At 63.4% G+C, this 20399-nt stretch carries 19 protein-coding genes and 1 other RNA gene; 10 read left to right on the top strand and 10 right to left on the bottom strand.

Features of this window, described 5'->3' with window-relative positions; all coding sequences use genetic code 11:
* Positions 1-98: 98 nt before the first annotated feature.
* The gene (locus PQ457_RS08585; protein WP_273616471.1) at positions 99-1553 is read left to right on the top strand and encodes a DEAD/DEAH box helicase; all 1455 of its coding nucleotides are present in this window, start codon (positions 99-101) and stop codon (positions 1551-1553) included.
* A 34-nt stretch (positions 1554-1587) separates the two neighbouring features.
* Here PQ457_RS08585 and PQ457_RS08580 read toward each other — a convergent pair whose 3' ends face one another.
* From PQ457_RS08580 to PQ457_RS08570, 3 genes are all read right to left on the bottom strand, one after another.
* Positions 1588-1956: an energy transducer TonB gene (locus tag PQ457_RS08580; protein ID WP_273616470.1), complete on the bottom strand. Its 369-nt coding sequence runs from the start codon at positions 1954-1956 to the stop codon at positions 1588-1590.
* A gap of 8 nt (positions 1957-1964) precedes the next feature.
* Complete coding sequence (locus PQ457_RS08575) at positions 1965-3065, bottom strand: LacI family DNA-binding transcriptional regulator (RefSeq protein ID WP_273616469.1); 1101 nt, start codon at positions 3063-3065, stop codon at positions 1965-1967.
* A gap of 63 nt (positions 3066-3128) precedes the next feature.
* Positions 3129-3689 (bottom strand): NUDIX hydrolase, encoded by a 561-nt coding sequence (locus PQ457_RS08570; protein ID WP_273616468.1) that lies wholly within the window; start codon positions 3687-3689, stop codon positions 3129-3131.
* Positions 3690-3842: 153 nt separating this feature from the next.
* On the opposite strand from PQ457_RS08570, the gene mscL reads away from it, so the two are divergent.
* The 4 genes from mscL (at position 3843) to PQ457_RS08550 (ending at position 6537) form a co-directional block, all read left to right on the top strand.
* Positions 3843-4280 carry a large conductance mechanosensitive channel protein MscL gene (gene mscL, locus PQ457_RS08565; protein WP_273616467.1) on the top strand — a complete coding sequence of 146 codons (438 nt, stop codon included), beginning with the start codon at positions 3843-3845 and terminating at the stop codon, positions 4278-4280.
* Between the two features lie 54 nt (positions 4281-4334).
* Positions 4335-4698, top strand: a transfer-messenger RNA (tmRNA) gene (gene ssrA, locus PQ457_RS08560).
* Between the two features lie 160 nt (positions 4699-4858).
* A complete protein-coding gene (locus PQ457_RS08555) occupies positions 4859-5998 on the top strand; it encodes a cupin domain-containing protein (protein ID WP_273616466.1) in 1140 nt (379 codons plus the stop codon).
* Entirely contained in the window at positions 5998-6537 is a 540-nt protein-coding gene (locus PQ457_RS08550) for an rRNA large subunit pseudouridine synthase E (protein ID WP_273616465.1), read from the top strand. Before PQ457_RS08555 ends, PQ457_RS08550 begins: the two co-directional genes overlap by 1 nt.
* Here the strand turns inward: PQ457_RS08550 and PQ457_RS08545 are convergent.
* Positions 6534-6776 (bottom strand): hypothetical protein, encoded by a 243-nt coding sequence (locus PQ457_RS08545; protein ID WP_273616464.1) that lies wholly within the window; start codon positions 6774-6776, stop codon positions 6534-6536. The two genes, PQ457_RS08550 and PQ457_RS08545, sit on opposite strands and share 4 nt — an antisense overlap.
* Before the next feature lie 340 nt (positions 6777-7116).
* Between PQ457_RS08545 and PQ457_RS08540 the strand changes: the two genes are divergently transcribed.
* Positions 7117-9267 (top strand): malate synthase G, encoded by a 2151-nt coding sequence (locus PQ457_RS08540; protein ID WP_273619286.1) that lies wholly within the window; start codon positions 7117-7119, stop codon positions 9265-9267.
* Between the two features lie 39 nt (positions 9268-9306).
* Here the strand turns inward: PQ457_RS08540 and rsmA are convergent, their stop codons facing one another.
* The 4 genes from rsmA to PQ457_RS08520 form a co-directional block, all read right to left on the bottom strand.
* Entirely contained in the window at positions 9307-10152 is an 846-nt protein-coding gene (rsmA, locus tag PQ457_RS08535) for a 16S rRNA (adenine(1518)-N(6)/adenine(1519)-N(6))-dimethyltransferase RsmA (protein WP_273616463.1), read from the bottom strand.
* Complete coding sequence (gene pdxA, locus PQ457_RS08530) at positions 10152-11171, bottom strand: 4-hydroxythreonine-4-phosphate dehydrogenase PdxA (RefSeq protein WP_273616462.1); 1020 nt, start codon at positions 11169-11171, stop codon at positions 10152-10154. The genes rsmA and pdxA overlap by 1 nt, the downstream gene beginning before the upstream one ends.
* 28 nt (positions 11172-11199) lie before the next feature.
* Positions 11200-12690 carry a peptidylprolyl isomerase gene (locus PQ457_RS08525; RefSeq protein ID WP_273616461.1) on the bottom strand — a complete coding sequence of 497 codons (1491 nt, stop codon included), beginning with the start codon at positions 12688-12690 and terminating at the stop codon, positions 11200-11202.
* A 119-nt stretch (positions 12691-12809) separates the two neighbouring features.
* Positions 12810-15131: an LPS-assembly protein LptD gene (locus tag PQ457_RS08520; protein ID WP_273616460.1), complete on the bottom strand. Its 2322-nt coding sequence runs from the start codon at positions 15129-15131 to the stop codon at positions 12810-12812.
* A 130-nt stretch (positions 15132-15261) separates the two neighbouring features.
* Between PQ457_RS08520 and PQ457_RS08515 the strand changes: the two genes are divergently transcribed.
* From PQ457_RS08515 to PQ457_RS08500, 4 genes are all read left to right on the top strand, one after another.
* Positions 15262-16731, top strand: coding sequence for a leucyl aminopeptidase (locus tag PQ457_RS08515; RefSeq protein WP_273616459.1), 1470 nt, complete (start codon positions 15262-15264; stop codon positions 16729-16731).
* On the top strand, positions 16732-17172 hold the full coding sequence (locus PQ457_RS08510; RefSeq protein WP_273616458.1) for a DNA polymerase III subunit chi: 441 nt from the start codon (positions 16732-16734) through the stop codon (positions 17170-17172).
* Positions 17173-17258: 86 nt separating this feature from the next.
* Entirely contained in the window at positions 17259-17681 is a 423-nt protein-coding gene (ndk, locus tag PQ457_RS08505) for a nucleoside-diphosphate kinase (RefSeq protein ID WP_273616457.1), read from the top strand.
* A 139-nt stretch (positions 17682-17820) separates the two neighbouring features.
* Positions 17821-18276: a hypothetical protein gene (locus tag PQ457_RS08500; protein WP_273616456.1), complete on the top strand. Its 456-nt coding sequence runs from the start codon at positions 17821-17823 to the stop codon at positions 18274-18276.
* Here PQ457_RS08500 and purN read toward each other — a convergent pair.
* Positions 18267-19220, bottom strand: coding sequence for a phosphoribosylglycinamide formyltransferase (purN, locus tag PQ457_RS08495; protein ID WP_273616455.1), 954 nt, complete (start codon positions 19218-19220; stop codon positions 18267-18269). The two genes, PQ457_RS08500 and purN, sit on opposite strands and share 10 nt — an antisense overlap.
* Positions 19213-20322, bottom strand: a complete 1110-nt coding sequence (purM, locus tag PQ457_RS08490; RefSeq protein WP_273616454.1) for a phosphoribosylformylglycinamidine cyclo-ligase — start codon at positions 20320-20322, stop codon at positions 19213-19215. Before purM ends, purN begins: the two co-directional genes overlap by 8 nt.
* Positions 20323-20399 lie beyond the last annotated feature (77 nt).

The following is a 20399-nucleotide window of genomic DNA, read 5'->3' as shown; positions in this document are numbered from 1 at the left end:
CCCCAACACCCGCGCCGCCTTGTCCGCCAAGGCGGCGGTTTTGTGCATCCGGCCACGGGTAGGACGGATGCCCCCACTTGCGGAAACACCCCAAACCCATGAGTTTCGCCGATCTCGGCCTTTCCGACGAATTGCTGCAAAGCGTTACCGCTGCTGGCTATGACACGCCCACGCCGATTCAGGCGCAGGCAATCCCTTCCGTGCTGATGATGCGCGACCTTATCGGTATTGCGCAGACCGGCACCGGCAAAACCGCCAGTTTCGTGCTGCCGATGATCGACATTCTCGCGCATGGCCGCCGCCGCGCGCTGATGCCGCGGTCGCTCATTCTTGAGCCGACGCGCGAACTGGCTGCGCAGGTGGCCGAGAATTTCGAGAAATATGGCAAGAACCATGATCTCAAGATGGCGCTGCTGATCGGCGGCGTGCAGATGGGGGATCAGGTCAAGGCGCTCTCGGATGGTGTGGACGTGCTGATCGCCACGCCGGGCCGGTTGATGGACCTGTTCGAGCGGGGCAAGATCCTGCTGACGGGCTGTGACCTGCTGGTGATCGACGAAGCCGACCGTATGCTCGACATGGGGTTCATTCCCGATATCGAGACGATCTGCTCCAAGCTCCCGGCCCAGCGCCAGACGCTGCTGTTTTCCGCGACGATGCCGCCGCCGATCAAGAAGCTGGCCGACAAATTCCTGAGCAACCCGAAATATATCGAGGTTGCTCGCCCGGCCAGCAACAACACCAGCATCGCCCAGCACAAGGTCAAATGCGGCCCCAAGCAGAAACGCGAAGTGCTGCGCCATCTGTTGCGTCACGACAACGTGACCACGGCCATCATTTTCGCCAACAAGAAAACGACCGTGCGCGAACTGGCCAAGAGCCTGAAGCGCCATGGTTTTGCCGCCGGGGAAATCCATGGTGACATGGACCAGTCGAGCCGAATTGCCGAACTGGACCGGTTCAAGGATGGCTCGATCAACATCCTTTGCGCATCCGATGTCGCCGCGCGCGGGCTGGATGTGAAGGGCGTTTCGCATGTCTTCAACTTCGACACGCCCTGGCATCCGGATGATTATGTCCACCGTATCGGCCGCACCGGTCGCGGCGGGGCCACGGGTCGCGCCTTCACGATCTATTGCGACGCCGATCTGGAGGCGATCCAGAATGTCGAGAAACTGACCGGCGGGCCAATTCCCGAAATCAAGCTGGACATCGACCACAAGGCCGAAAAGGCGGAAGAGAAGGCCGAGAAAACCGCGCATAAGCCGCGCGAGCGCAAGGCGCCGGAACGCGCTGCGCGTGAAGAACGTGTTGTGCGCGAAGAATGGCCGGCCCGTGGGGAGCGTCCGCGCCGCGAGGAACGGGCGCAGCAGGAAGAGCGCAGCCCCCGCGAGGAGCGCGCGCCCCGCCGCGAGCATCGGCATGAAAATCGCCATGAGCACCGGCATGATGATCGCGGCCGCGGTCGCTGGCGCGACAATGATCCGCCGTCAAAGCCGGGCGAATGGAACGGGCCGATCCCGGAATTTCTGGGTGTTTCCGCGCTGGGGTGATGGACTCTACGCCCCGCTGGACCTCATTTTGTGGTTACCAGCGGGGAATGCTCCAGATCATTTTATTGCTGTATATGGCTTCCACCGGGCGCCCTTGGGCATCGAGCGCGGGTTTGAAGTGCGCGCGCTTTAAGACAAAGTCGCAGGTCGCCTGATCGATTTCGCGTGTGCCGCTTGATTGCGTGATGATGCATGAGGTCGGCTCACCATCGGTGTTGATCGTTACCCGATAGAAGGCCGTTCCTTGTCGATTGGCGCGAAAGGCGTGTGGAGGATAGTTCACCGGACCATCCTTGAAATCCGGGATCGGCGGTTGGGGAAGGTCGATAGCCGCGCTTTGAGGGGCCTGAGCGACTTTGGCGTCAGGGGCGGTCTGCGCCGCCAGCAAAAGCGCAAACAGCATAAGATCCCCTATCTCCGGCTGCTGCCCCTGGGCAACAAGCGCACTGGCACCCGCTTCTTTTCTCCCGGGGTGCCCGCGATGACCGAGAGCAGGCGGTCGACAAGCACCTCGCCCGCCGTCTGGAAATCGGGTTCGACCGAGGAGAGGGGCGGGGCCGAATGCGCGCCCGCACGGATGCCGTCAAAGCCGATCAGGCCGACCTGTTCAGGCACCGAAATGCCCTGTTCGCGCAAGACCCGCAGCGCGCCCAGCGCCATTTCATCGCAGCAGGCAAAGATCGCATCGAAAGGCACGCCCGAACGGATCAGCTCGACCGCCGCGCGGCGCCCCTGTTCATCGCGGCTCATGCCTTCCTCAAACGTGATCAGGCGCGGCTCCATGCCCTGTTCGCGCAGCAATTCGGCATAGCCCTCATAGCGCTCCTTGAACTGGCGCTGGGCCGAGGTTTCCGAGGCAATGCAAACGATATTGCGATAGCCCGAATCGATCAGATGCTGGGTCGCCATCCGCGCCCCGCCGATATTGTCCGACCGCACCCAGTCGAGGTCCTCATGCGGGCTGCCCCAACATACCAGATGCGCGCCCTCGGCGGCGATGGAGTGGAAGTAATCCCACGCTTCCCAGTTCTCGCTGGTGCCGATGACGATCAGCCCGTCGGCCTTGCGCTGTTCCTGATACAGGCCCCACAGGTGGTCCGACGCGCCCTGAAACGAGACGATGGTTTCATGCCGCCGCCGCGAAGCCGCCGCGCAGACGCTGCCCAAAAGCGCGAAGTGGAAAGGGTTGAAATTCTTGATATCTTCGTCGGGGCGACAGATCACCACCACCGCCAAAGTGCCCGTCCGGCCCGTGCGCAGGCGGGCGGCATTCTCATCGACGTGGTAGTTCAGCTTGGCTGCGGCTGCGGCCACGCGCGCGCGGGTCGCCTCGCTCACCACAGGGTCGCCCGCCAGCGCGCGGCTGACGGTGGACTGGCTGACGCCTGCCTCGGCGGCCACATCGAAGGACGTGACGCGATAGCGCTTTTTGGCCTTACCGGCGTCGATCAGCCCTCCGGCCTCATCGGTCGGGTGGAGCTTGGCGGTTTCGTGGCGATCATCTTCCCCCATAGCGGCGGTCTTGGCCCTCTTTGCTATCACTTGTCCAGAGGCCAATGGGCCACAAGGCAGATTTCACCCCCTCGCAATAATCTGAGGCGCGAGCAGCATCAACAGTTTCACGTCGATCGCCATGCCCTCGGCCCGGCGCGCGGCGACAAAAGCGCCGATGTCGGCAAGGGGCACGCGGTGGGTGATGATCTCTTCGTCATCCACCCCGCCGCCCGGGCCGACCTTGGTCAGGCCATGGGCGCGCAGCAGGGTGAAGCTCTCGGTCACCATGCCGGGCGAGGAGTAAAATTCGCCCACCACTTCCATGCGCGCGGCATCATAGCCGGTTTCCTCGATCAATTCGCGCCGGGCGGCATCGGTGGCCACTTCATCGGCCTTGTCATCGCAATCGCCGACCAAACCGGCGGGCAATTCCAGGCAGATGCGCTTCAACGGCACACGATATTGCTCGACCAGCAGGACATGGTCCTCCTCGTCAATGGCCAGAATGACGGCGGCGCGGATGTTGCGCGCGCGGCTGACATATTCCCAGTTGCCGCGCTGCTTGGTCGCGATGAACCGGCCCTGCCAGACCACCTGCTCTTCGCTCTCGCGCCAGGTCTGGACGATCTTTTCCTTGGTCATCAAAGGCTCCGTTGCAACATCTTGTTGGCTAACCACCGCTTGGGGCAAAGCGCAAGGGCCCGGTGGATGGCGCAAGCATAAGGGCCTGATAGGCGGTTGTGGTTAACATCGCCCTGTGGCAATTCTGGGTCACGCAGAAGAGGGAAGGATAATATGCTTCAGGAATTCAAGACCTTTATCGCGCGCGGTAATGTGCTGGATCTGGCGGTCGGTGTGATCATCGGCGGGGCCTTTGGCAAGATCGTTTCCTCGCTGACCGACGATGTGTTGATGCCGGTGATCGGCAAGATCACGGGCGGCATCGATTTCTCGTCCAAATTCATTCTGTTGGGTGAAGTGCCAGCCAGCTATACCGGATCGCCCACCGATTATGCCGCGTTGAAAAAGGCGGGCGTGGCGATGCTGGGCTATGGCAGCTTTGTTACCGCGATCATCAATTTCCTGATCATGGCCTTCGTGATCTTCCTGATCGTCAAGGGCGCGAACAAGGCCACCGCCAAGCCCGCCGCCCCCGAGGCACCGGCCGCGCCTGCCGGACCCACCGAGGTCGAACTGCTGGCCGAAATCCGCGATGCCCTTAAGGCGCGTTGAGGCCGAACGCATTGGTATCGAAGGGAAGGGGCACCTGCGGAAAAGCAGGGCGGCCCCCTTTTCTTTTGCAGAATTGCGCCTATATCACCCCTCGCCGGTTTCGACCGGCTATGGTGATAAACTGCGGCGTGCAATAGATGCAGCGGACCCGGGGGCGGTACCCGGCGGCTCCACCATCACTACCCGGACCTGTGCCGGGGCCTTGTTGTCGCAAGGGTGTTGATGGGGCCGAACTAGGATCGACGTGTGTTGAAAAGCGCTGTTTTTGCCCGGGCTGAGTAACCCGTATAAGGCTCAAAACTCATAAGTGCCAACGACAACGAAGCACTTGCTCTGGCTGCGTAATTCTAGGCCTTAACGGGCTGAAGTTACAAACCTAGAACACGGTTGAACCCACCGGGTAACAGAAGGGAATTCGGGGGCCCGGGGCGGGCCTAGCAACAGAACCGCCCCACCTTATTCGCGCGGCGGTGGCGCGGCTCTCCGTTCAAAATCGGACTCGCGGGCCTGGCAACAGAACCACCCCACCGAATTCCCGAGATTTTGACAGAACGCATCGGAAAGCGCATGAGCGCGCGATGCAATTTGCCCAATTCGATGTCGCCGCCTTCCTTAACGCCCATTGGCAAAAGCGCCCGCTGCTGATCCGCAATCCGTGGAAGGCTTGGGCTAATCCGCTGGAGCCGGACGAGTTGGCGGGCCTTGCCTGCGAGGAGGGCGTTGAATCGCGTCTGATTACGAGTGGCAGCGGCAAATTGGCGCTGGAGCGCGGCCCTTTTGCCGAGGATCGCTTCGCCAAGCTGGGCAAGGAACCGTGGACGCTGCTGGTGCAGGCAGTTGACCATTATGTGCCGGATGTGGCTGCGCTGATCGAGCCGTTTCGTTTCGTGCCGGACTGGCGGATCGACGATGTGATGGTGTCCTATGCCAATGACGGCGGGGGCGTGGGGCCGCATTTCGATCAATATGATGTGTTTCTGATTCAGGGCCTTGGCCGCCGCCGCTGGCGCGTTGGCCCGGTTTGCGATGCGCAGACGCCGCTGGTTCCGCATGAGGATCTGCGCCTGATCGAGGATTTCGAGGCGACGGGCGATTGGGTGCTGGAGCCGGGCGACATCCTCTATGTCCCGCCCGGTTTTGCCCATGATGGTGTGGCAATTGGCGATGACTGCATGACCTATTCGGTGGGCTTTCGCGCCCCCTCGCGCGCCGAGCTGGCGGAAGGCTGGACCGCGCATCAGGTCGACGCCATGGCCGAGGATGACCGCTATGCCGACCCGGACCTGCGCCCGCAATCCCATCCCGGCGAAATCACCGCCGAGGCGCTCGACCGGCTGCATGGCATGGTGCTGGCCTCGCTGGCGGACCGCGATGCCTTTGCGCGCTGGTTCGGCCATTACAACAGCCTGTCCAAATATGCCGAAACCGACTGGCGGCCCGAAGAGCAGATGGAGGCGGAAGAAGTCGCCGCTATGCTGGGCGAGGGACATGCGCTGCATCGCAACCCGGCGCATCGCTTCGCCTTTATCGAGGCGGGCGAGGGGGTTCTGCTCTTCGTCGATGGTGTCTGCCGCGAATGCCGGAGCGAGGCTGCAGAACTGGCGCGCGACCTGTGTGCGGGCGGCGAATGGAGCGGGGCTACGCCCGGCAAAGATGCCCTAGCCTTGCTCACTGCTCTCATCAATCAAGGTAGTCTTGGTTTTGAGGAAGAGGATTGATGGTGCTGATTCTCTTCAACAAACCCTTTGGCGTCCTGTGTCAGTTCACCCCCGAACCCAACGGCCCGCCGCGCCCCACCTTGGCCGATTTCATCAAGCGCCCCGGCGTCTATCCGGCGGGCAGGCTCGATCATGACAGCGAGGGCCTGCTGCTGCTGACCGATGACGGACGGCTTCAGGCGCGCATCACCGATCCGCGCTACAAGGCGCCCAAGACCTATCTGGTGCAGGTGGAAGGTGAGCCGGACGAGGCGGCGCTTGAGGCGCTGCGGCGCGGCGTGCGCTTAAAGGACGGGATGACCTTGCCCGCCAAGGCCGAGCGGATCGACCCGCCCGACCTGTGGCCGCGCGATCCGCCGGTGCGGTTTCGCAAGACGGTGCCTGATTGCTGGATCGCGCTGACCATTCACGAAGGGCGTAACCGACAGGTCCGCCGCATGACCGCCGCGGTGGGGCATCCGACCTTGCGACTGGTGCGCTGGCGGGTTGGGGAATGGTCGCTGGATGGATTGGCGCAGGGAGAGAGTAGGGAAGTTTAAGCTTTTGCCGGTTCCTGTTCGGTCTTGGCGGCCTCGTGCTTGATGCAGTCGAGCATCTTGGCGCCCGCCATAAAGACCGAGCCTGTGCAGGCCAGAAACAGCAGTTTGCCGCCAAAACCGGGATATTGGCCCAGATAGACCTGTCCGCGCTGCACCGCGCCATTGGCCAGCGCGAAGATGACCAGAAACGCTTCCGTGCGCGTCTTGATAACGAAAAGACGGGCGATTTTCTGCCACATAAGCCAAACCTCTGCTTTGCCCTCACGGTGTCTTGAAATGACCGTGTCGGCCTGTGGCTCCACTCTGGCATAACCCCTATGGGGTGCAAGAGCGGTAAATATGGCATTAACCAAGAAATGTTCGCCTTTGGGACAGAACCGCCTCCACATTCGAATTAAACCTGCGGGGCGCCCTAAAAACCATCCTTGCCGACAAGCCGGTTGCCAAAACCGGCGGCATCAGTCATAAGTCCATCTGTCTCTCCTCCCCGGAGTCCATGTATGCCATGCGTTTAACGCGCATGCCTTTATGCTGCTCAGGCGTCGGCTTGTGCGGCACCTTGGATGAGGGTGAGTGATGATGAGCAAGTATCAGGACCGGGCTGGCCTTCAGGTTGATGGCGATCTGGCCCTTTTCGTCGAAAATCGGGTTTTGCCGCCGCTGGGGCTGGATGCATCGCGCTTCTGGTCGGGCTTTGCCGCGCTGCTGGGCGAATTCGCGCCGCGCAACCGCGCGCTGCTGGCCCGGCGTGATGAACTGCAGACTGCCATTGATGGCTGGCATCGCGCGCGTGGCAAGGTGGCTGTGGATCTGCCCGAATATGAGGCATTTTTGCGCTCGATTGGTTATATCGTGCCCGAACCGGCGCCTTTTGCCATCACCACGTGCAATGTGGATGCGGAAATCGCGACCATGGCCGGGCCGCAATTGGTTGTGCCGGTCCTCAACGCCCGCTTCCTGCTCAACGCCGCCAATGCGCGCTGGGGCAGCCTGTATGACGCCTATTACGGCACCGACGCGCTTGATGCTCCGGCGGCCCAAAAGGGTGGCTATGACGTTGCACGCGGCGCGGCGGTGATCGCGGCGGGCCGGGCATTCCTCGATTCGGCGGTTCCCCTGGCCGAAGGGTCGTGGGCCGATTGGGACGGGATCAGCCCCGAACGCCCGTTGCCCGAACTGGCCCGTCCGGAACAATTGGTTGCGCGGCGCGGCGATGGGCATAAGGGCGCGCTCCTGCTGGTCAACAATGGCCTGCATATTGAGATCGTGATTGACCACACCCATGTCATCGGCGCGACCGACAAGGCGGGGATCAGCGATATCATCCTCGAATCGGCGCTGACCACGATCTGCGATCTGGAGGATTCGATTGCGGCCGTCGATGCCGAGGACAAGATCGCTGCCTATGCCAACTGGCTGGGCCTGATGCGCGGCGATCTGACCGAGAGCTTTGAAAAGGGCGGCAAGATCCTGCACCGCGAACTGGCGGCGGATCGGGAATGGACGGCGCTGGATGGATCGGCCTTGACCCTGCCGGGGCGCAGCCTGCTCTTCATCCGGAATGTCGGCCATCTGATGACCAATCCGGCGATCCTGCTGGCCGATGGCCGCGAGATCCCCGAAGGTGTGATGGACGCTGTCATCACCAGCGCGATTGCGATGCAGGACCTTAAAGGTCTGGGCCGTCATCGCAACAGCCGGACGGGCAGCATTTATATCGTCAAGCCCAAGATGCACGGGCCGGAGGAGGTCGCCTTCACCAACGACCTGTTCAACGCGGTCGAGGATCTGCTGGGCCTTGCGCGCCACACGATCAAGGTGGGCGTGATGGACGAGGAGCGCCGGACGAGCGCCAACCTTGCCGCCTGCATTGAGGCGGTCAAGGAGCGGATCGTCTTCATCAACACCGGCTTCCTTGACCGCACCGGCGATGAGATCCACACCTCGATGCAGGCCGGCCCGGTCATTCGCAAGAATGCCATCAAGGCTTCGGCTTGGATTTCGGCCTATGAGGCGCGCAATGTCGGCATCGGCCTTGCCAGCGGCCTGTCGGGCAAGGCGCAGATCGGCAAGGGCATGTGGGCCGCGCCCGACCGGATGCGTGACATGCTGGAGCAGAAGATCGGCCATCCGCGCGCCGGGGCCAACACCGCATGGGTCCCTTCGCCCACGGCGGCCACGCTTCACGCTACGCATTATCACGGGCTGGACGTCTTTGCCCGCCAGCGTGAAATCGCCGCGCAGCCTGTGCCGGGTCTGGAGCCCTTGCTGACGATCCCGCTGGCGCTGGGCACCAATTTCTCGGCCGAGGATGTGGCCGAGGAACTGGACAATAATGCGCAGGGGTTGCTCGGCTATGTCGTGCGCTGGATTGATCAGGGTGTCGGCTGCTCCAAGGTGCCCGATATCAACGACGTGGGCCTGATGGAGGATCGTGCCACGCTGCGTATTTCCAGCCAGCATATGGCCAACTGGCTGCTGCATGGCGTGGCCACGGGCGAGCAGGTCATGGATTCGTTGAAGCGTATGGCCGCCAAGGTCGATGCCCAGAACGCGGGCGATCCGCTCTATGAGCCGATGGCCGGGCGCTGGGAGGAAAGCTATGCCTTCCGCGCGGCCTGCGATCTGGTATTCAACGGGGTGGAGCAGCCCAGCGGCTATACCGAGCCCTTGCTGCACGCATGGCGCCTGAAGAAGAAGCAGGCGGCGCGGCAACTCGAAACGGCCTGATGCAAGAAACCCCCGGGGCCGATGCTCCGGGGGTTTTCTTCAGGCGCTCAGAATTTTGGCGATGCTGACGAACTCGGCAACGGAGAGCGTTTCGGCGCGGCGGGCCGGGTCGATGCCAAGGGTTTCGAGGGCATCCAGCGCGCCGGGCAGGCCTTTCAGGCTTTGCCGCAGCATTTTGCGCCGTTGGCCAAAGGCGGCCTCGGTCACGCGCTCCAGCATCCGGGCCGAGACGCCTTCGGGCATATCGCCGGGCTTCACATGGATGATCGCGCTCATCACCTTGGGCGGCGGGGTAAAGGCGCTGCGATGCACCTTCATCGCGATCTTGGGGGCGGCACGCCATTGGCTGAGCACGGCCAGACGCCCGAAAGCATCGCTGCCCGATGGCGCCACGATCCGCTCGGCCACTTCCTGTTGAAACATCAGCGTCAGGCTGGTCCAGCGCGGTGGCCAAGTCTCACCCGACAGCCAGCCCGTGAACAAAGCCGTGCCGACATTATAGGGCAGGTTGGCCAGGATCGCGTAAGGTTCGCCATCAAACAGGCTGGCATGGTCGATTTTGAGCGCATCGCCCTCAATCACCGTCAATTGCCCCGGAAACGCCTCGGCCAACTCGCCCAGCGGCGCCATACAGCGCTTGTCCATCTCAATGGCCGTGACCTTAGCCCCCGCGCGCAGCAGGGCGCGCGTCAGGCCGCCGGGGCCGGGGCCGACCTCCAGCACATTCTGGCCCTTTAGCCGTCCGGGGATGGCAGCGATGCGCGAAAGCAATTGCTCGTCAAACAGGAAGTTCTGGCCCAGCGCCTTGCTGGCAAACAGGCCATGGGCATTGATGACCTCGCGCAGGGGCGGCAAATCGGGACGCGGTAAATCGGAATCGCTCATCAGGCCGCCAATAGGGCGGCGCGGCTGCGTGCGCAATCGGCGGCAAGGCGCAGCGCCGAGACCGTCGCGCCGACATTGGCCTGCCCCTTGCCCGCGATGGGAAAGGCTGTGCCGTGATCGGGCGAGGAGCGGATGATCGGCAGGCCCAGCGTGATATTGACACCATGGTCAAAATCGAGCGCTTTCAAAGGGATCAGCGCCTGATCGTGATACATGCAGATGGCCACGTCAAACGAGGCCCGCCCACGCGCCGCAAACAGGCCATCGGCGGCGTGCGGCCCGCTGGCATTGATGCCCTCGGCGCGCAATTGTGCGATGGCAGGGGTCACGATGCGCTGATCCTCGTCGCCAAAGCGCCCATCTTCGCCCGCATGGGGGTTGAGCGCGGCAATCGCGATGCGCGGGTTGGTCAGGCGGAAATCACGTTCCAGCGCGCGCGCCACCACCCGCGCCCGGCGCAGGATCAGGTCTTGCGTAATCAACCCCGGCACCGCCGAAAGTGCGACATGGACCGTCAGCGGCACGGTGCGCAAATTCGGACCCGCCAGCATCATCACCGCATCCTCGGCCTCCACGCCTGCGGCATGGGCGACAAATTCGGTCTGTCCGGGATAATCGAAACCCACTTCGGCCAGCCGCGATTTGGCGATCGGCCCGGTCATCAGCGCGCCTGCCTGGCCCGATACGGCAAGGGCAGTGGCCTGAGTCAGGCTTTCGAGCGCCAGCACCGCACCGTCGCGATCCGGCGCGCCGGGGCGATATTCGCCGTCGAAATCGCCCAGCACCGGCAGCGCGCGATCATAGACCAGCGCGGCTTCCTCCATCGAGCCGACACGCTCTACCGGGATGTCGAGCCCGCGCGCGCGCGCCGCACCGGCCAGCACGGCCGCGCCGCCCGCCGCGCAAAAGGCGGGCAGGGCATGGACGCGGCGCGCAAACCATGCCGCCGCGATCAGTTCCGGCCCCACACCGGCCGGATCGCCCAGCGAAACGGCCAATGGAAGGATTGGATAGGCCACCGCTTTATCCTCAGTTAAACCCGATGTCTCAGTTATACTCGATGATCGCGTCGCGGCGAAGGTCGCGCATATACATTTGCGCGCGCTTGTTGACGCGGTCCTCTTCCATCTGCGACATCAATTCCTCGAACGAGGGGCCGCTGGCCGCCTTGGGATCGTCGCGGCCGCACAGCATCAGCATACGGATACCTTCCTGCACCGAACCGAAGGGCGGCGTGGTTTCGCCCAGCGAAAGCGCCAGCAGCGACTGCTGAAGCGGGGCGGGCAGATCGCGCGCGCGGATCTGATCGTTGGCGACAACCTGCGCGCCCAGCTTGCCGGCAACTGCATCGACGCCGCCGCAGCCCTTGGCCGACTTGATCGCGTTGGAAAATTCCTCGATCTTCTTGTTCGCTTCGGCCTCGGCTATATTGGCGGGCAGGGCCAGCGTGATCTGCTTGAGCGCAAGGATCGCATCGCGCGGATCGGCGGTCAGCACCTGACGCTTGTCGATCAGATAAAGGATCGAGAAGCCGCCGCGCATCTCGATTGGGCCGACCAGTTGGCCGGTCTGCATGTCGCGGGCCGCGGCGGCCAGTTCGGCGGGCAATTGCGCCAGACGAATCCAGCCCAGATCGCCGCCCACCGCCTTGGTCGAGGCTTCGGAATATTGGCGGGCATAGGCGGCAAAGCTGCCGCCTTCCTTCAACTGGCTCATGATGCGCTGGGCATTTTCGGCCACGATGGCGCGGCTGTCGGGCGTGGCCGAGAGATAGATTTCGCCAAGACGGTATTCCTCGGTGCCCTTTGATGCCTTCATCCGATCCAGCAGTTCCTTGACCTCCTGCTGGCTGACATTGACGAAAGGCTGGACATTGCGGCGCAGCACGCGGTTCCATGCCAATTCGCCCCGGATCTGGCGCTTCAGCGAATTGGGCGAGGAGCCGATGCGCGCGAGATAGGCGTCGAGCGCGGCCGGTTCCTGTTTGAAGTTTTCCTGGGCGACGCGGGCATAGGTGGCATCGACTTCGCCTTCATCGATCTTGATGTCGGCGTTCTTCGATTCCTGAATCTGGAGTGTTTCGTCGATCAGGTTGCGCAAAACCTGTGCGCGCAGACGCTCGACTTCCTCAGGCGCGACCTTGCCCCCATTGGCTGCCAGAATCAGCGCCAGGCGTTGGTTCACGTCGGTGCCGGTGATGATGTCGCCGTTAACGATGGCGGTGGCGCGGCGCAGATTGGGGTTGTCCTTGCCCAGCATGGTCACATTCTGGCCGATGCCGAAAGGATCGCTGGCCGTGGGCGCTTCGGCGGGCTTGGCGGCCGGGGCCTTGGCCGCTGCCGCAGGGGCCTTGGGCGTTCTGGAGCGCACGGGGGCTTGCGCGAAACCTTGCGCGGCCAGCGCCAGAGACAGGCCAGCGAGCGCGCCCATCCGGGCCGCCGCCCTTACCCGCGCCGCACCCGATCCAGATCCTGCCTTTTTCGTCACCACCATAATCCTGCGCTCAATCCTGTTCTTGTCGCCGTCCGTCTGCACCATCGGGCCTTAACCCCGGCTGAGCCAGCGGCGATCTGGTAGCATATCGCACTATGCCGCCCCGTCATGGCCGCTGGCGATAGCGCCTTTGTCCGGCCCTGCCAACAGATGCTTGAGGCCGTTTACCGGAAACCCAGATTGCGCAGCGAAAAGCGCAATTCAAAGCTGCTGCCGCGCACGGCGTCACCGATCGTCACATAGTCGCGCCGCCAGTTGAGGTCGAACTGGAAACAGTCGGTCTGGAACGATACGCCCAGCCTTGTGCGCAAGGGCTGGAACGAAGCGGTGCTGGTATTGGCCAGCAGGCTTTTGTCCGAAAGGTCGAACACGCCCGATCCGAACACCGACCAGAATTTCGCAAAGGCGATTCGCCCCGCCGTGCGCAATTCATTGCTGTCGACCAGATCTTCCTGACTGGTGGTGATATTGCGGTTCAGGCGTGCATAGCCGACCTCAAGATAGGTCGTGTCGCTGCCCAGGGTCGCGTCCACTTCGTTACGGCGAAACACGAAGCTGTCGTGGTCGAGCCGGTAACGGTGGGTGATCTTGAAGAAATCGCGATAGCGGATTTCGGTGCGCCCGACGATATCGGACATGCGGTCCGACAGACCCGTGCCCTGAGGCAGCAGGGTGGGCTGGCTGGTCAGGCGATAGGACTGGCCGACATTGGCGTTGATGCGCCAGTTGGGCCGTTCGAGCCGCCATTCCATGCCATAGGTCACGCGGTTGCCGTCCTCGATCCGGTCATAGCCGGGAAAGCGGTTGAGCGCGAAGAGGTTGATGTCCTCAAGCTCGATGGCCCGCGCGTCTTCGTTGGGGATGCGCATGTTGGGCGTGGGCGGCGTGGCCACGACCTGCACATGGGGGGTCAACACCTGCGTTCCGCCAAACAGCGGGCCGACAAAGGGCCATGTGATGTCCACCGCCGCCGTGGCCGTGGCGCGCCCCTGCCATCCGGCGGTGCCGCGATAGATGGCGGTGCTGGTCAGCAGATTGTCGGTTGAGTGATAGACATCGCCCCGGCCCAGCGCCGTCAGCGTGATGATCTGCCCCATCGAGGTCATCTTGCGCAGGTTCCACTGCACACTGGCAAAGGCGCGCTGCATGTCCTGACCGGCGCTGCGCGTGATGGCCAGCGTGTTGGCCTGCACCTCGATCTTGCCGCCCAGCAGGTTTTCGTCAAACCGCCGGCGATAGTCGATCATCGGCAGCGCGATCGGCACCAGCCCCTGCGTGCCGGTTGCGCGCAGCGTCTGGAACGCCCAGCCCGAGAGCGAGAAATAGGAGGTCTGGCCGATCCGTTCCAGATTGATGTTCGAACGCAGCGTATCGTCCGAGGAAATATAATAACGCCGCAGGAACGTGCGGTCGGAAGCCATGCGGCCCGAAAAATCGAGGCTCCAGTTCGACGAGAGCTGATATTTGCCGTTGGCGTCGAAATAGCCGCGCCATTTCTGCTGGGTGTTGGCGCCCGAAACGTCGGTGGCGGCCGAACGGGTCAGATAGCCGGTGATCTGAAACGCGCCGGTATCGCCCAACTGGCGGTAGTGCACCTTGGCCATCGGATTGGCCTTGGTAAAGGCATAGCCGGTGATGGCCAGATCCTTGTTATTGGCAAGGCGGGCATAATAGGTGCTGGAAAATTCAAATCCGTTGGCCGCCGATGTGCGGAAATCGGGCACCAGAAAACCGGGCAGCGGCCGTCCGTCCGTCGCCACCTGAAGGCTGGGCAGGGGCACGATCGAGGCGCCGAACAGCGACAGGCGCGCGCCCTTGAAGCGGACGATCTTTTTGTCGGGATCATACTCGACGTGGCGCGCCGTCACTTTCCAGATCGGCTTTTTCTCGCACCCCTTGCTGTCCACCACATCGCAGCCCGTATAGGCCGCCTGGGTCAGGACGTAATGGCCGTTGGTGTCGCGCCGCCCTTCATTGGCGGCCAGACGCCCGCCCTCGCGCATCAGCATCAGCATGTTATGCGTCAGCCCGACACTCAGATCCTCGCTCAGCTCCATCTGGTCGGTGAGCAATTCGTTGCCATTGGCATCGACCACGCGAAGCTGGCCCTGCGCCATGATCTGGCCGGTCTTGCGATTCCAGCGGACGGTGTTGGCGCGCACGGTCTGTTCGCCGCGCCGCAAAAAGACATTGCCCGTGGCGATCACGACATCATTCGTGTCGTCGTAATCGACCTGATCGGCGGCAAAATCGATCTTGTTTTCGTCATAGCGCGTGCGCTGGGGCAGGTCGGCGGCCGGGCCGCCCGCCTCGGCGCCGGTTTCCAGCCCCCCCGCCGATAGCCCACCGGCCTCGCGCATGGTTGCCGCCCATGCCGGATCGGCCGCCAGCGCGACGCAGAGCGTCGCCCATGGCGCCATCCGGCGCAGGACAATGGAAAGGTTCGGTTTGGTAAGGGGCGCATGAGGCCCAATCAACGCAGGCATGGCTTGCCTATCGCAGAGGGGATGCCTAACTGCAATCCATGAAGGCGATGAGATTGGCATCAGCCCACCGCATCGCAATACCGACCAATGCATTTGAACGGGCCGCTCGTCCGGCCTGCAGGGAGTTACCATGATCGTCACATTCCTCGCCAGCCCGCCCGCTTCGGTCCTTGCGCCGGTCGCCCGTTTCGTGGCCGCCGATGGGTGGGAACAGGGTTTGCCCGCCGTGATCGCGGCCGGGGCCAAGGCGGCGCGCTTTGCGGGACGGGCCGGACAGGTGTTTGAAGGCTTTGCCGATGTCGATGGGGTGATCGGGCGTGTGGCGCTGGCGGGCATCGGCGGGGGCGATGCCGACACCGACCGCCGCGCCTCGCTGGAAAAGGCGGGCGGGGCGCTGGCGGGCAAATATCGCACTTCGGGCGCGACGCAACTGCTGCTCGACGGCACGGGGCTTGCGGCGGATGAACTGGCCAGCGTGCTGCTGGCGCTGCGCCTGCGTTTGTGGAAACAGGATGGCTATCGCACCACGCTCAAGGATGAGGAAAAGGCCAGCCTTGAGGAAATTCTGGTGATGAACGCCGCCGAGGGCGCGCAGGCCGCGTGGGAGGCCGCCACCGCCATTGCCGAGGGCGTCGAATTCACCCGCGAACTCGTTACCGAACCGGCCAATGTGCTCTATCCCGAAAGTTTCGTTGAACGCATTCGCCAGCGTTTCGCCGGGACAGGCGTCGACATTCGCGTGCTGGACGAAAAGGAAATGCGCGCGCTCGGCATGGGTTCGCTGCTGGGCGTGGCGCAGGGTTCGGCCCGGCCGCCCCGGATGGTGGTGCTGGACTGGCGCGGCGGCGCGGCCGATGCGGCCCCGCTGGCCTTTGTCGGCAAGGGCGTGACCTTTGACACCGGCGGCATCAGCCTCAAGCCCGGCGCGGGCATGGAGGACATGAAGTGGGACATGGGCGGCGCGGGCGCGGTATCGGGCGCGATGCTGACGCTGGCGCGGCGCAAGGCCAAGGCCAATGTCGTGGGCGTGCTGGGCCTGGTTGAAAACATGCCTGACGGCAATGCCCAGCGCCCCGGCGACGTGGTCACGTCCATGTCGGGCCAGACCATCGAGGTCATCAACACCGATGCCGAGGGCCGTCTGGTGCTGTGCGACGCGCTCACCTTTGTCCAGCGCGAGTACAAGCCTGCCAGGATCATCGATCTGGCCACGCTGACCGGCGCGATCATCATGAGCCTTGCGCATGAATATGCCGGTCTGTTCTCGAATGATGATGCCCTGTCGGCGGATCTGACCAAGGCGGGCGCAGCCACGGGCGACAAGCTGTGGCGGATGCCGATGGGCCCGGTCTATGACAAGATGATCGACAGTCCGATTGCCGATATGAAGAATGTCGGTGGCCGTTTCGGCGGCTCGATCACGGCGGCCCAGTTCCTTGCCCGCTATATCGAGAAGGATGCGCAGGGCAAGCAGACCCCTTGGGCGCATCTCGACATCGCGGGCACGGTGTGGACCGACAAGCCGGGCGCGACATGGGACAAGGGCGCAACCGGCTTTGGCGTGCGCCTGCTCGACGCTCTGGTGCGCGACGCCGAGTAAATGCAGGCCGACTTTTACCTGTTGGAAACGGGTGGCCCGGAACTGGCCCTTGCCCCCTTGGCGGGCAAGGTGCTGGAGATGGGCGGCCGCCTGCTGGTGGTGGCGGGCGAGGCGGGCGCGCGTGAGCGGATCTCTCAGGCCCTGTGGAGCGCCGGGGCCGAGAGTTTTCTGGCCAACGGCATCGCCGGGGGCGACCATGACGCGCGCCAGCCCATTCTGATTGCCGATGACGTGGCCCCGGCCAATGGCGCACGCTTCCTCGCGCTGGCCGACGGCGTCTGGCGCGAGCCGGGCGAGGGGGATTTTGACCGCGTCCTGCTTGTCTTTGGCGAGGCCGAACGCATGGCCGCGCGCGAAACATGGCGCCTCTTGAAATCCCGCGAGGGATGGCAATGCCGCTTCTTTCGCCGGGAAGGCCGGAAATGGACGCAAGCGGGATAATGGTCACCCTTGCAGCGGGCCGCGCGACAGGCTAGGGGGCCGCGCAATAGGGCCGTATGGTCCATCTAACGCAAGGAACTTACGTCATGGCGCTTACCCGCACCTTCTCGATCATCAAGCCCGACGCCACCCGCCGCAACCTGACCGGCGCCGTCACCAAGATGCTGGAAGAAGCCGGCCTGCGCGTCGTTGCCAGCAAGCGCATCCAGATGACCAAGGAACAGGCCGAAGGCTTCTATGCCGTTCACGCCGAACGTCCCTTCTTCAACGATCTGGTTTCGTTCATGATCAGCGGCCCGGTCGTGGTTCAGGTTCTGGAAGGCGAAGACGCCGTGAAGCGTAACCGCGACATCATGGGCGCCACCAACCCCGCCAACGCTGAAGCGGGCACCATCCGCAAGGAACTGGCCGAATCGATCGAAGCCAACTCGGTCCATGGTTCGGATTCGGAAGAAAACGCCGCGATCGAAATCGCCTACTTCTTCAAGCCGGAAGAAATCGTCGGTTAATTCCGACGCCGTTTTCGGCAGGAAAAAGCCGCCGGAGGGGATGCCCTTCCGGCGGTTTTTTGTTGACATCATTCGGCCGCCCGATGATCCCTTGAAAATTATTCAATATTTGAGGGGCGGGTGAATGCGGCGGTTTTCTATGGTTCTGGCCGGCCTTGCCGCAATCTCGTCCTTTCAGGCCGAGACGCTGGCGGCAGAAACGAGGCCTGCAACCGGCACCTTTTGCCAACGGATCGCCGCGCCTTTGAAGCTTGAGATTTCCACCGACCGATATGGCGCAACGGTCAAGGAACCGGTGTATATTCATACCCAATATTCATTTCAGGCATTCATGGTCGGAGACACTTTTACCACCTCCATGGGCACTGATCCTGTGGATGATAGTGCGGTCAGCGAGTTCAAGCGTGCCCAAGCCATGTGTACCGCTGTGGGCAAGGGCGCCCGTTGCGATTTGGCAGGGCCGATCGTCTTTAAAATCCGCACCCGCTATGCCGATGTGAAGGAGCCTCTGGCCGTGGGAGAAAATGCCGTGGTCCGGCTGGAGGGATCGAAGATCATCTGTCAGGATCGCCCCTCCACCCCCGTTCAGAACTGATCCGCCGCATCCATCAGCTTGGTCAACTTCTTGGGCGCCACCGCGCGCCAACTCCGCGCCAGCCAATCGGAGACCTGATCCCAATCCACATCGGCGCGGTTAAGGATCAGGCCCGCCCACCCGCTTGCGCCATAATAGGCCGGGCGGAACCACGCATCGGGATCGGCATCGATCAGTGCGTTCATCTCATCCTGCCCGCTGGTTTTGACCAGCAGCGCGATATGGGGTTCGCCATGGTGCCGGTCGCTGAAATAGGCAAAGAATTTGCCGCCCTTGATCGACCACGCGGGCGAGCCGTGGCTCTCGCGCGCTTCTGCCTCGGGCAGGGCCGCGGCCAGTTGCGACACCCGCGCCAGCAGCCAGTCGGCGCGATAGGGCCGCGTCACCAGTTCGGCAAGACAGCGCGCATAGAGCTGATGCTCGGCAAATAGCACGCGCCCGGCGAGGCTCTCGGCCGTATCGCCGGGGATGATCGCCACCGGGGTCTGGCCCAGGATCGGCCCGTCATCCAGTTCGGGCGTGACCAGATGGACGGTCACGCCGCCATGGCTGTCGCCCGCCTCGATGGCGCGTTCGTGGGTATGCAGCCCCTTGTACTTGGGCAGCAGCGAGGGATGGATATTGACCATCCGCCCCGCCCAACCGGAAACGAATTCCGCCGTCAGGATGCGCATATAGCCCGCCAGCGCGACATATTCCGCGCCCGACGCCCGGATCGCCGCGTCCATCGTCCTATCGTGATCGGCCCGCGCCATGCCCTTGTGGGGCAGGGCAAAGGTGGGCACCCCTTCGGCGGCGGCCAGCTTCAGGCCGCCGGCCTCCGGGTTATTGCTGGCCACCAGCACGATTTCAAAGGGGCATTGCGGCGCGCGGCTCGCATAGAGCAGCGCGGCCATATTCGTGCCGCCCCCCGAAATCAGGACGGCGACCTTTGCCTTATGCATTGTGGGTCGCGGTCCAGGCTTCGCGAGCGCTCCACGCCTCGGCGCTGCCCGAAACGGTGCAGCCGCGCGCGCCTTCGCGGATTTCGCCGATGCGCGAAACCACTTCGCCCGCAGCGGCCAGATCGGCGGCCAGCGCTTCGGCTTCTTCCGGCTTGACCGCCAGAACCATGCCGATGCCGCAGTTGAAGGTGCGCGCCATTTCGCCCGGCTCGATATTGCCCTGGGCCTGAAGGAAGGCCATCAGGCGGCTCTGCTCCCACGCATCAGCGCTGATAAAGGCATGGAGCCCTTCGGGCAGCACGCGGGGGACGTTTTCGAGCAGGCCGCCGCCGGTGATATGCGCCAGCGCGTTGATGCGACCCGAACGGATGAAGGGCAGCAGCGTCTTCACATAAATGCGAGTCGGCTCGATCAGATAATCGATCAGCAGGCGGTCGGCATCGAACAGAGCAGGGCGTTCCAGCTTCCAGCCCTTGTCGGCGGCCAGACGGCGCACCAGCGAATAACCGTTGGAATGCACCCCCGACGAGGCCAGCCCCAGCAGCACATCGCCCGCCGCCACGCGATCGCCGGTCAATTGCTCGCCGCGTTCCACCGCGCCGACGCAGAAACCGGCAAGGTCATAGTCACCGGCGGCATACATGCCCGGCATTTCGGCCGTCTCGCCCCCGATCAGCGCGCAGCCCGCGATGCGGCAGCCCTCGGCAATCCCGGCGATCACGCGCTCGGCCACGCCGTTTTCCAGCTTGCCGGTGGCAAAATAGTCGAGGAAGAACAGCGGCTCGGCGCCCTGAACGATCAGGTCGTTGACGCACATGGCGACAAGGTCGATGCCGATCTTGTCATGGCGGTCATGGTCGATGGCCAGCTTGACCTTGGTGCCCACGCCGTCATTGCCCGCCACCAGCAGCGGGTCTTTGTAGCCCGCCGCCTTGAGGTCAAAGAAACCGCCGAAACCGCCCAGATCGGCGTCGGCGCCGGGGCGGCGGGTCGATTTGGCCAGCGGGCCGATGGCCTTCACCAAGGCATTGCCGGCGGCAATCGAGACGCCTGCGTCCTCATAGGTGTAATTGGTGGGGCCAGAGGCTGTGGTATCGGTCATGGGGCCTTGCTCGCTTGCGAAGAAATCACGTTTGGGGGCCGCCTAGCGCTTTCCTGCTTGGATTTCCATGCCCGATT

Origin of the sequence: Novosphingobium humi, from assembly GCF_028607105.1 — a bacterium.
GTDB classification, from domain to species: Bacteria; Pseudomonadota; Alphaproteobacteria; order Sphingomonadales; family Sphingomonadaceae; genus Novosphingobium; species Novosphingobium humi.
This window is presented reverse-complemented; position numbering and strand designations above follow the sequence as displayed.

Excerpts from the sequence above, each read along its gene's own strand:
- PQ457_RS08585 (WP_273616471.1), top strand. The coding sequence starts at position 99 with ATGAGTTTCGCCGATCTCGGCCTTTCCGACGAATTGCTGCAAAGCGTT.
- PQ457_RS08580 (WP_273616470.1), bottom strand. The coding sequence starts at position 1,956 with ATGCTGTTTGCGCTTTTGCTGGCGGCGCAGACCGCCCCTGACGCCAAA.
- PQ457_RS08575 (WP_273616469.1), bottom strand. The coding sequence starts at position 3,065 with ATGGGGGAAGATGATCGCCACGAAACCGCCAAGCTCCACCCGACCGAT.
- PQ457_RS08570 (WP_273616468.1), bottom strand. The coding sequence starts at position 3,689 with ATGACCAAGGAAAAGATCGTCCAGACCTGGCGCGAGAGCGAAGAGCAG.
- mscL (WP_273616467.1), top strand. The coding sequence starts at position 3,843 with ATGCTTCAGGAATTCAAGACCTTTATCGCGCGCGGTAATGTGCTGGAT.
- PQ457_RS08555 (WP_273616466.1), top strand. The coding sequence starts at position 4,859 with ATGCAATTTGCCCAATTCGATGTCGCCGCCTTCCTTAACGCCCATTGG.
- PQ457_RS08550 (WP_273616465.1), top strand. The coding sequence starts at position 5,998 with ATGGTGCTGATTCTCTTCAACAAACCCTTTGGCGTCCTGTGTCAGTTC.
- PQ457_RS08545 (WP_273616464.1), bottom strand. The coding sequence starts at position 6,776 with ATGTGGCAGAAAATCGCCCGTCTTTTCGTTATCAAGACGCGCACGGAA.
- PQ457_RS08540 (WP_273619286.1), top strand. The coding sequence starts at position 7,117 with ATGAGCAAGTATCAGGACCGGGCTGGCCTTCAGGTTGATGGCGATCTG.
- rsmA (WP_273616463.1), bottom strand. The coding sequence starts at position 10,152 with ATGAGCGATTCCGATTTACCGCGTCCCGATTTGCCGCCCCTGCGCGAG.
- PQ457_RS08525 (WP_273616461.1), bottom strand. The coding sequence starts at position 12,690 with ATGGTGCAGACGGACGGCGACAAGAACAGGATTGAGCGCAGGATTATG.
- PQ457_RS08520 (WP_273616460.1), bottom strand. The coding sequence starts at position 15,131 with ATGCCTGCGTTGATTGGGCCTCATGCGCCCCTTACCAAACCGAACCTT.
- PQ457_RS08515 (WP_273616459.1), top strand. The coding sequence starts at position 15,262 with ATGATCGTCACATTCCTCGCCAGCCCGCCCGCTTCGGTCCTTGCGCCG.
- PQ457_RS08510 (WP_273616458.1), top strand. The coding sequence starts at position 16,732 with ATGCAGGCCGACTTTTACCTGTTGGAAACGGGTGGCCCGGAACTGGCC.
- ndk (WP_273616457.1), top strand. The coding sequence starts at position 17,259 with ATGGCGCTTACCCGCACCTTCTCGATCATCAAGCCCGACGCCACCCGC.
- PQ457_RS08500 (WP_273616456.1), top strand. The coding sequence starts at position 17,821 with ATGGTTCTGGCCGGCCTTGCCGCAATCTCGTCCTTTCAGGCCGAGACG.
- purN (WP_273616455.1), bottom strand. The coding sequence starts at position 19,220 with ATGCATAAGGCAAAGGTCGCCGTCCTGATTTCGGGGGGCGGCACGAAT.
- purM (WP_273616454.1), bottom strand. The coding sequence starts at position 20,322 with ATGACCGATACCACAGCCTCTGGCCCCACCAATTACACCTATGAGGAC.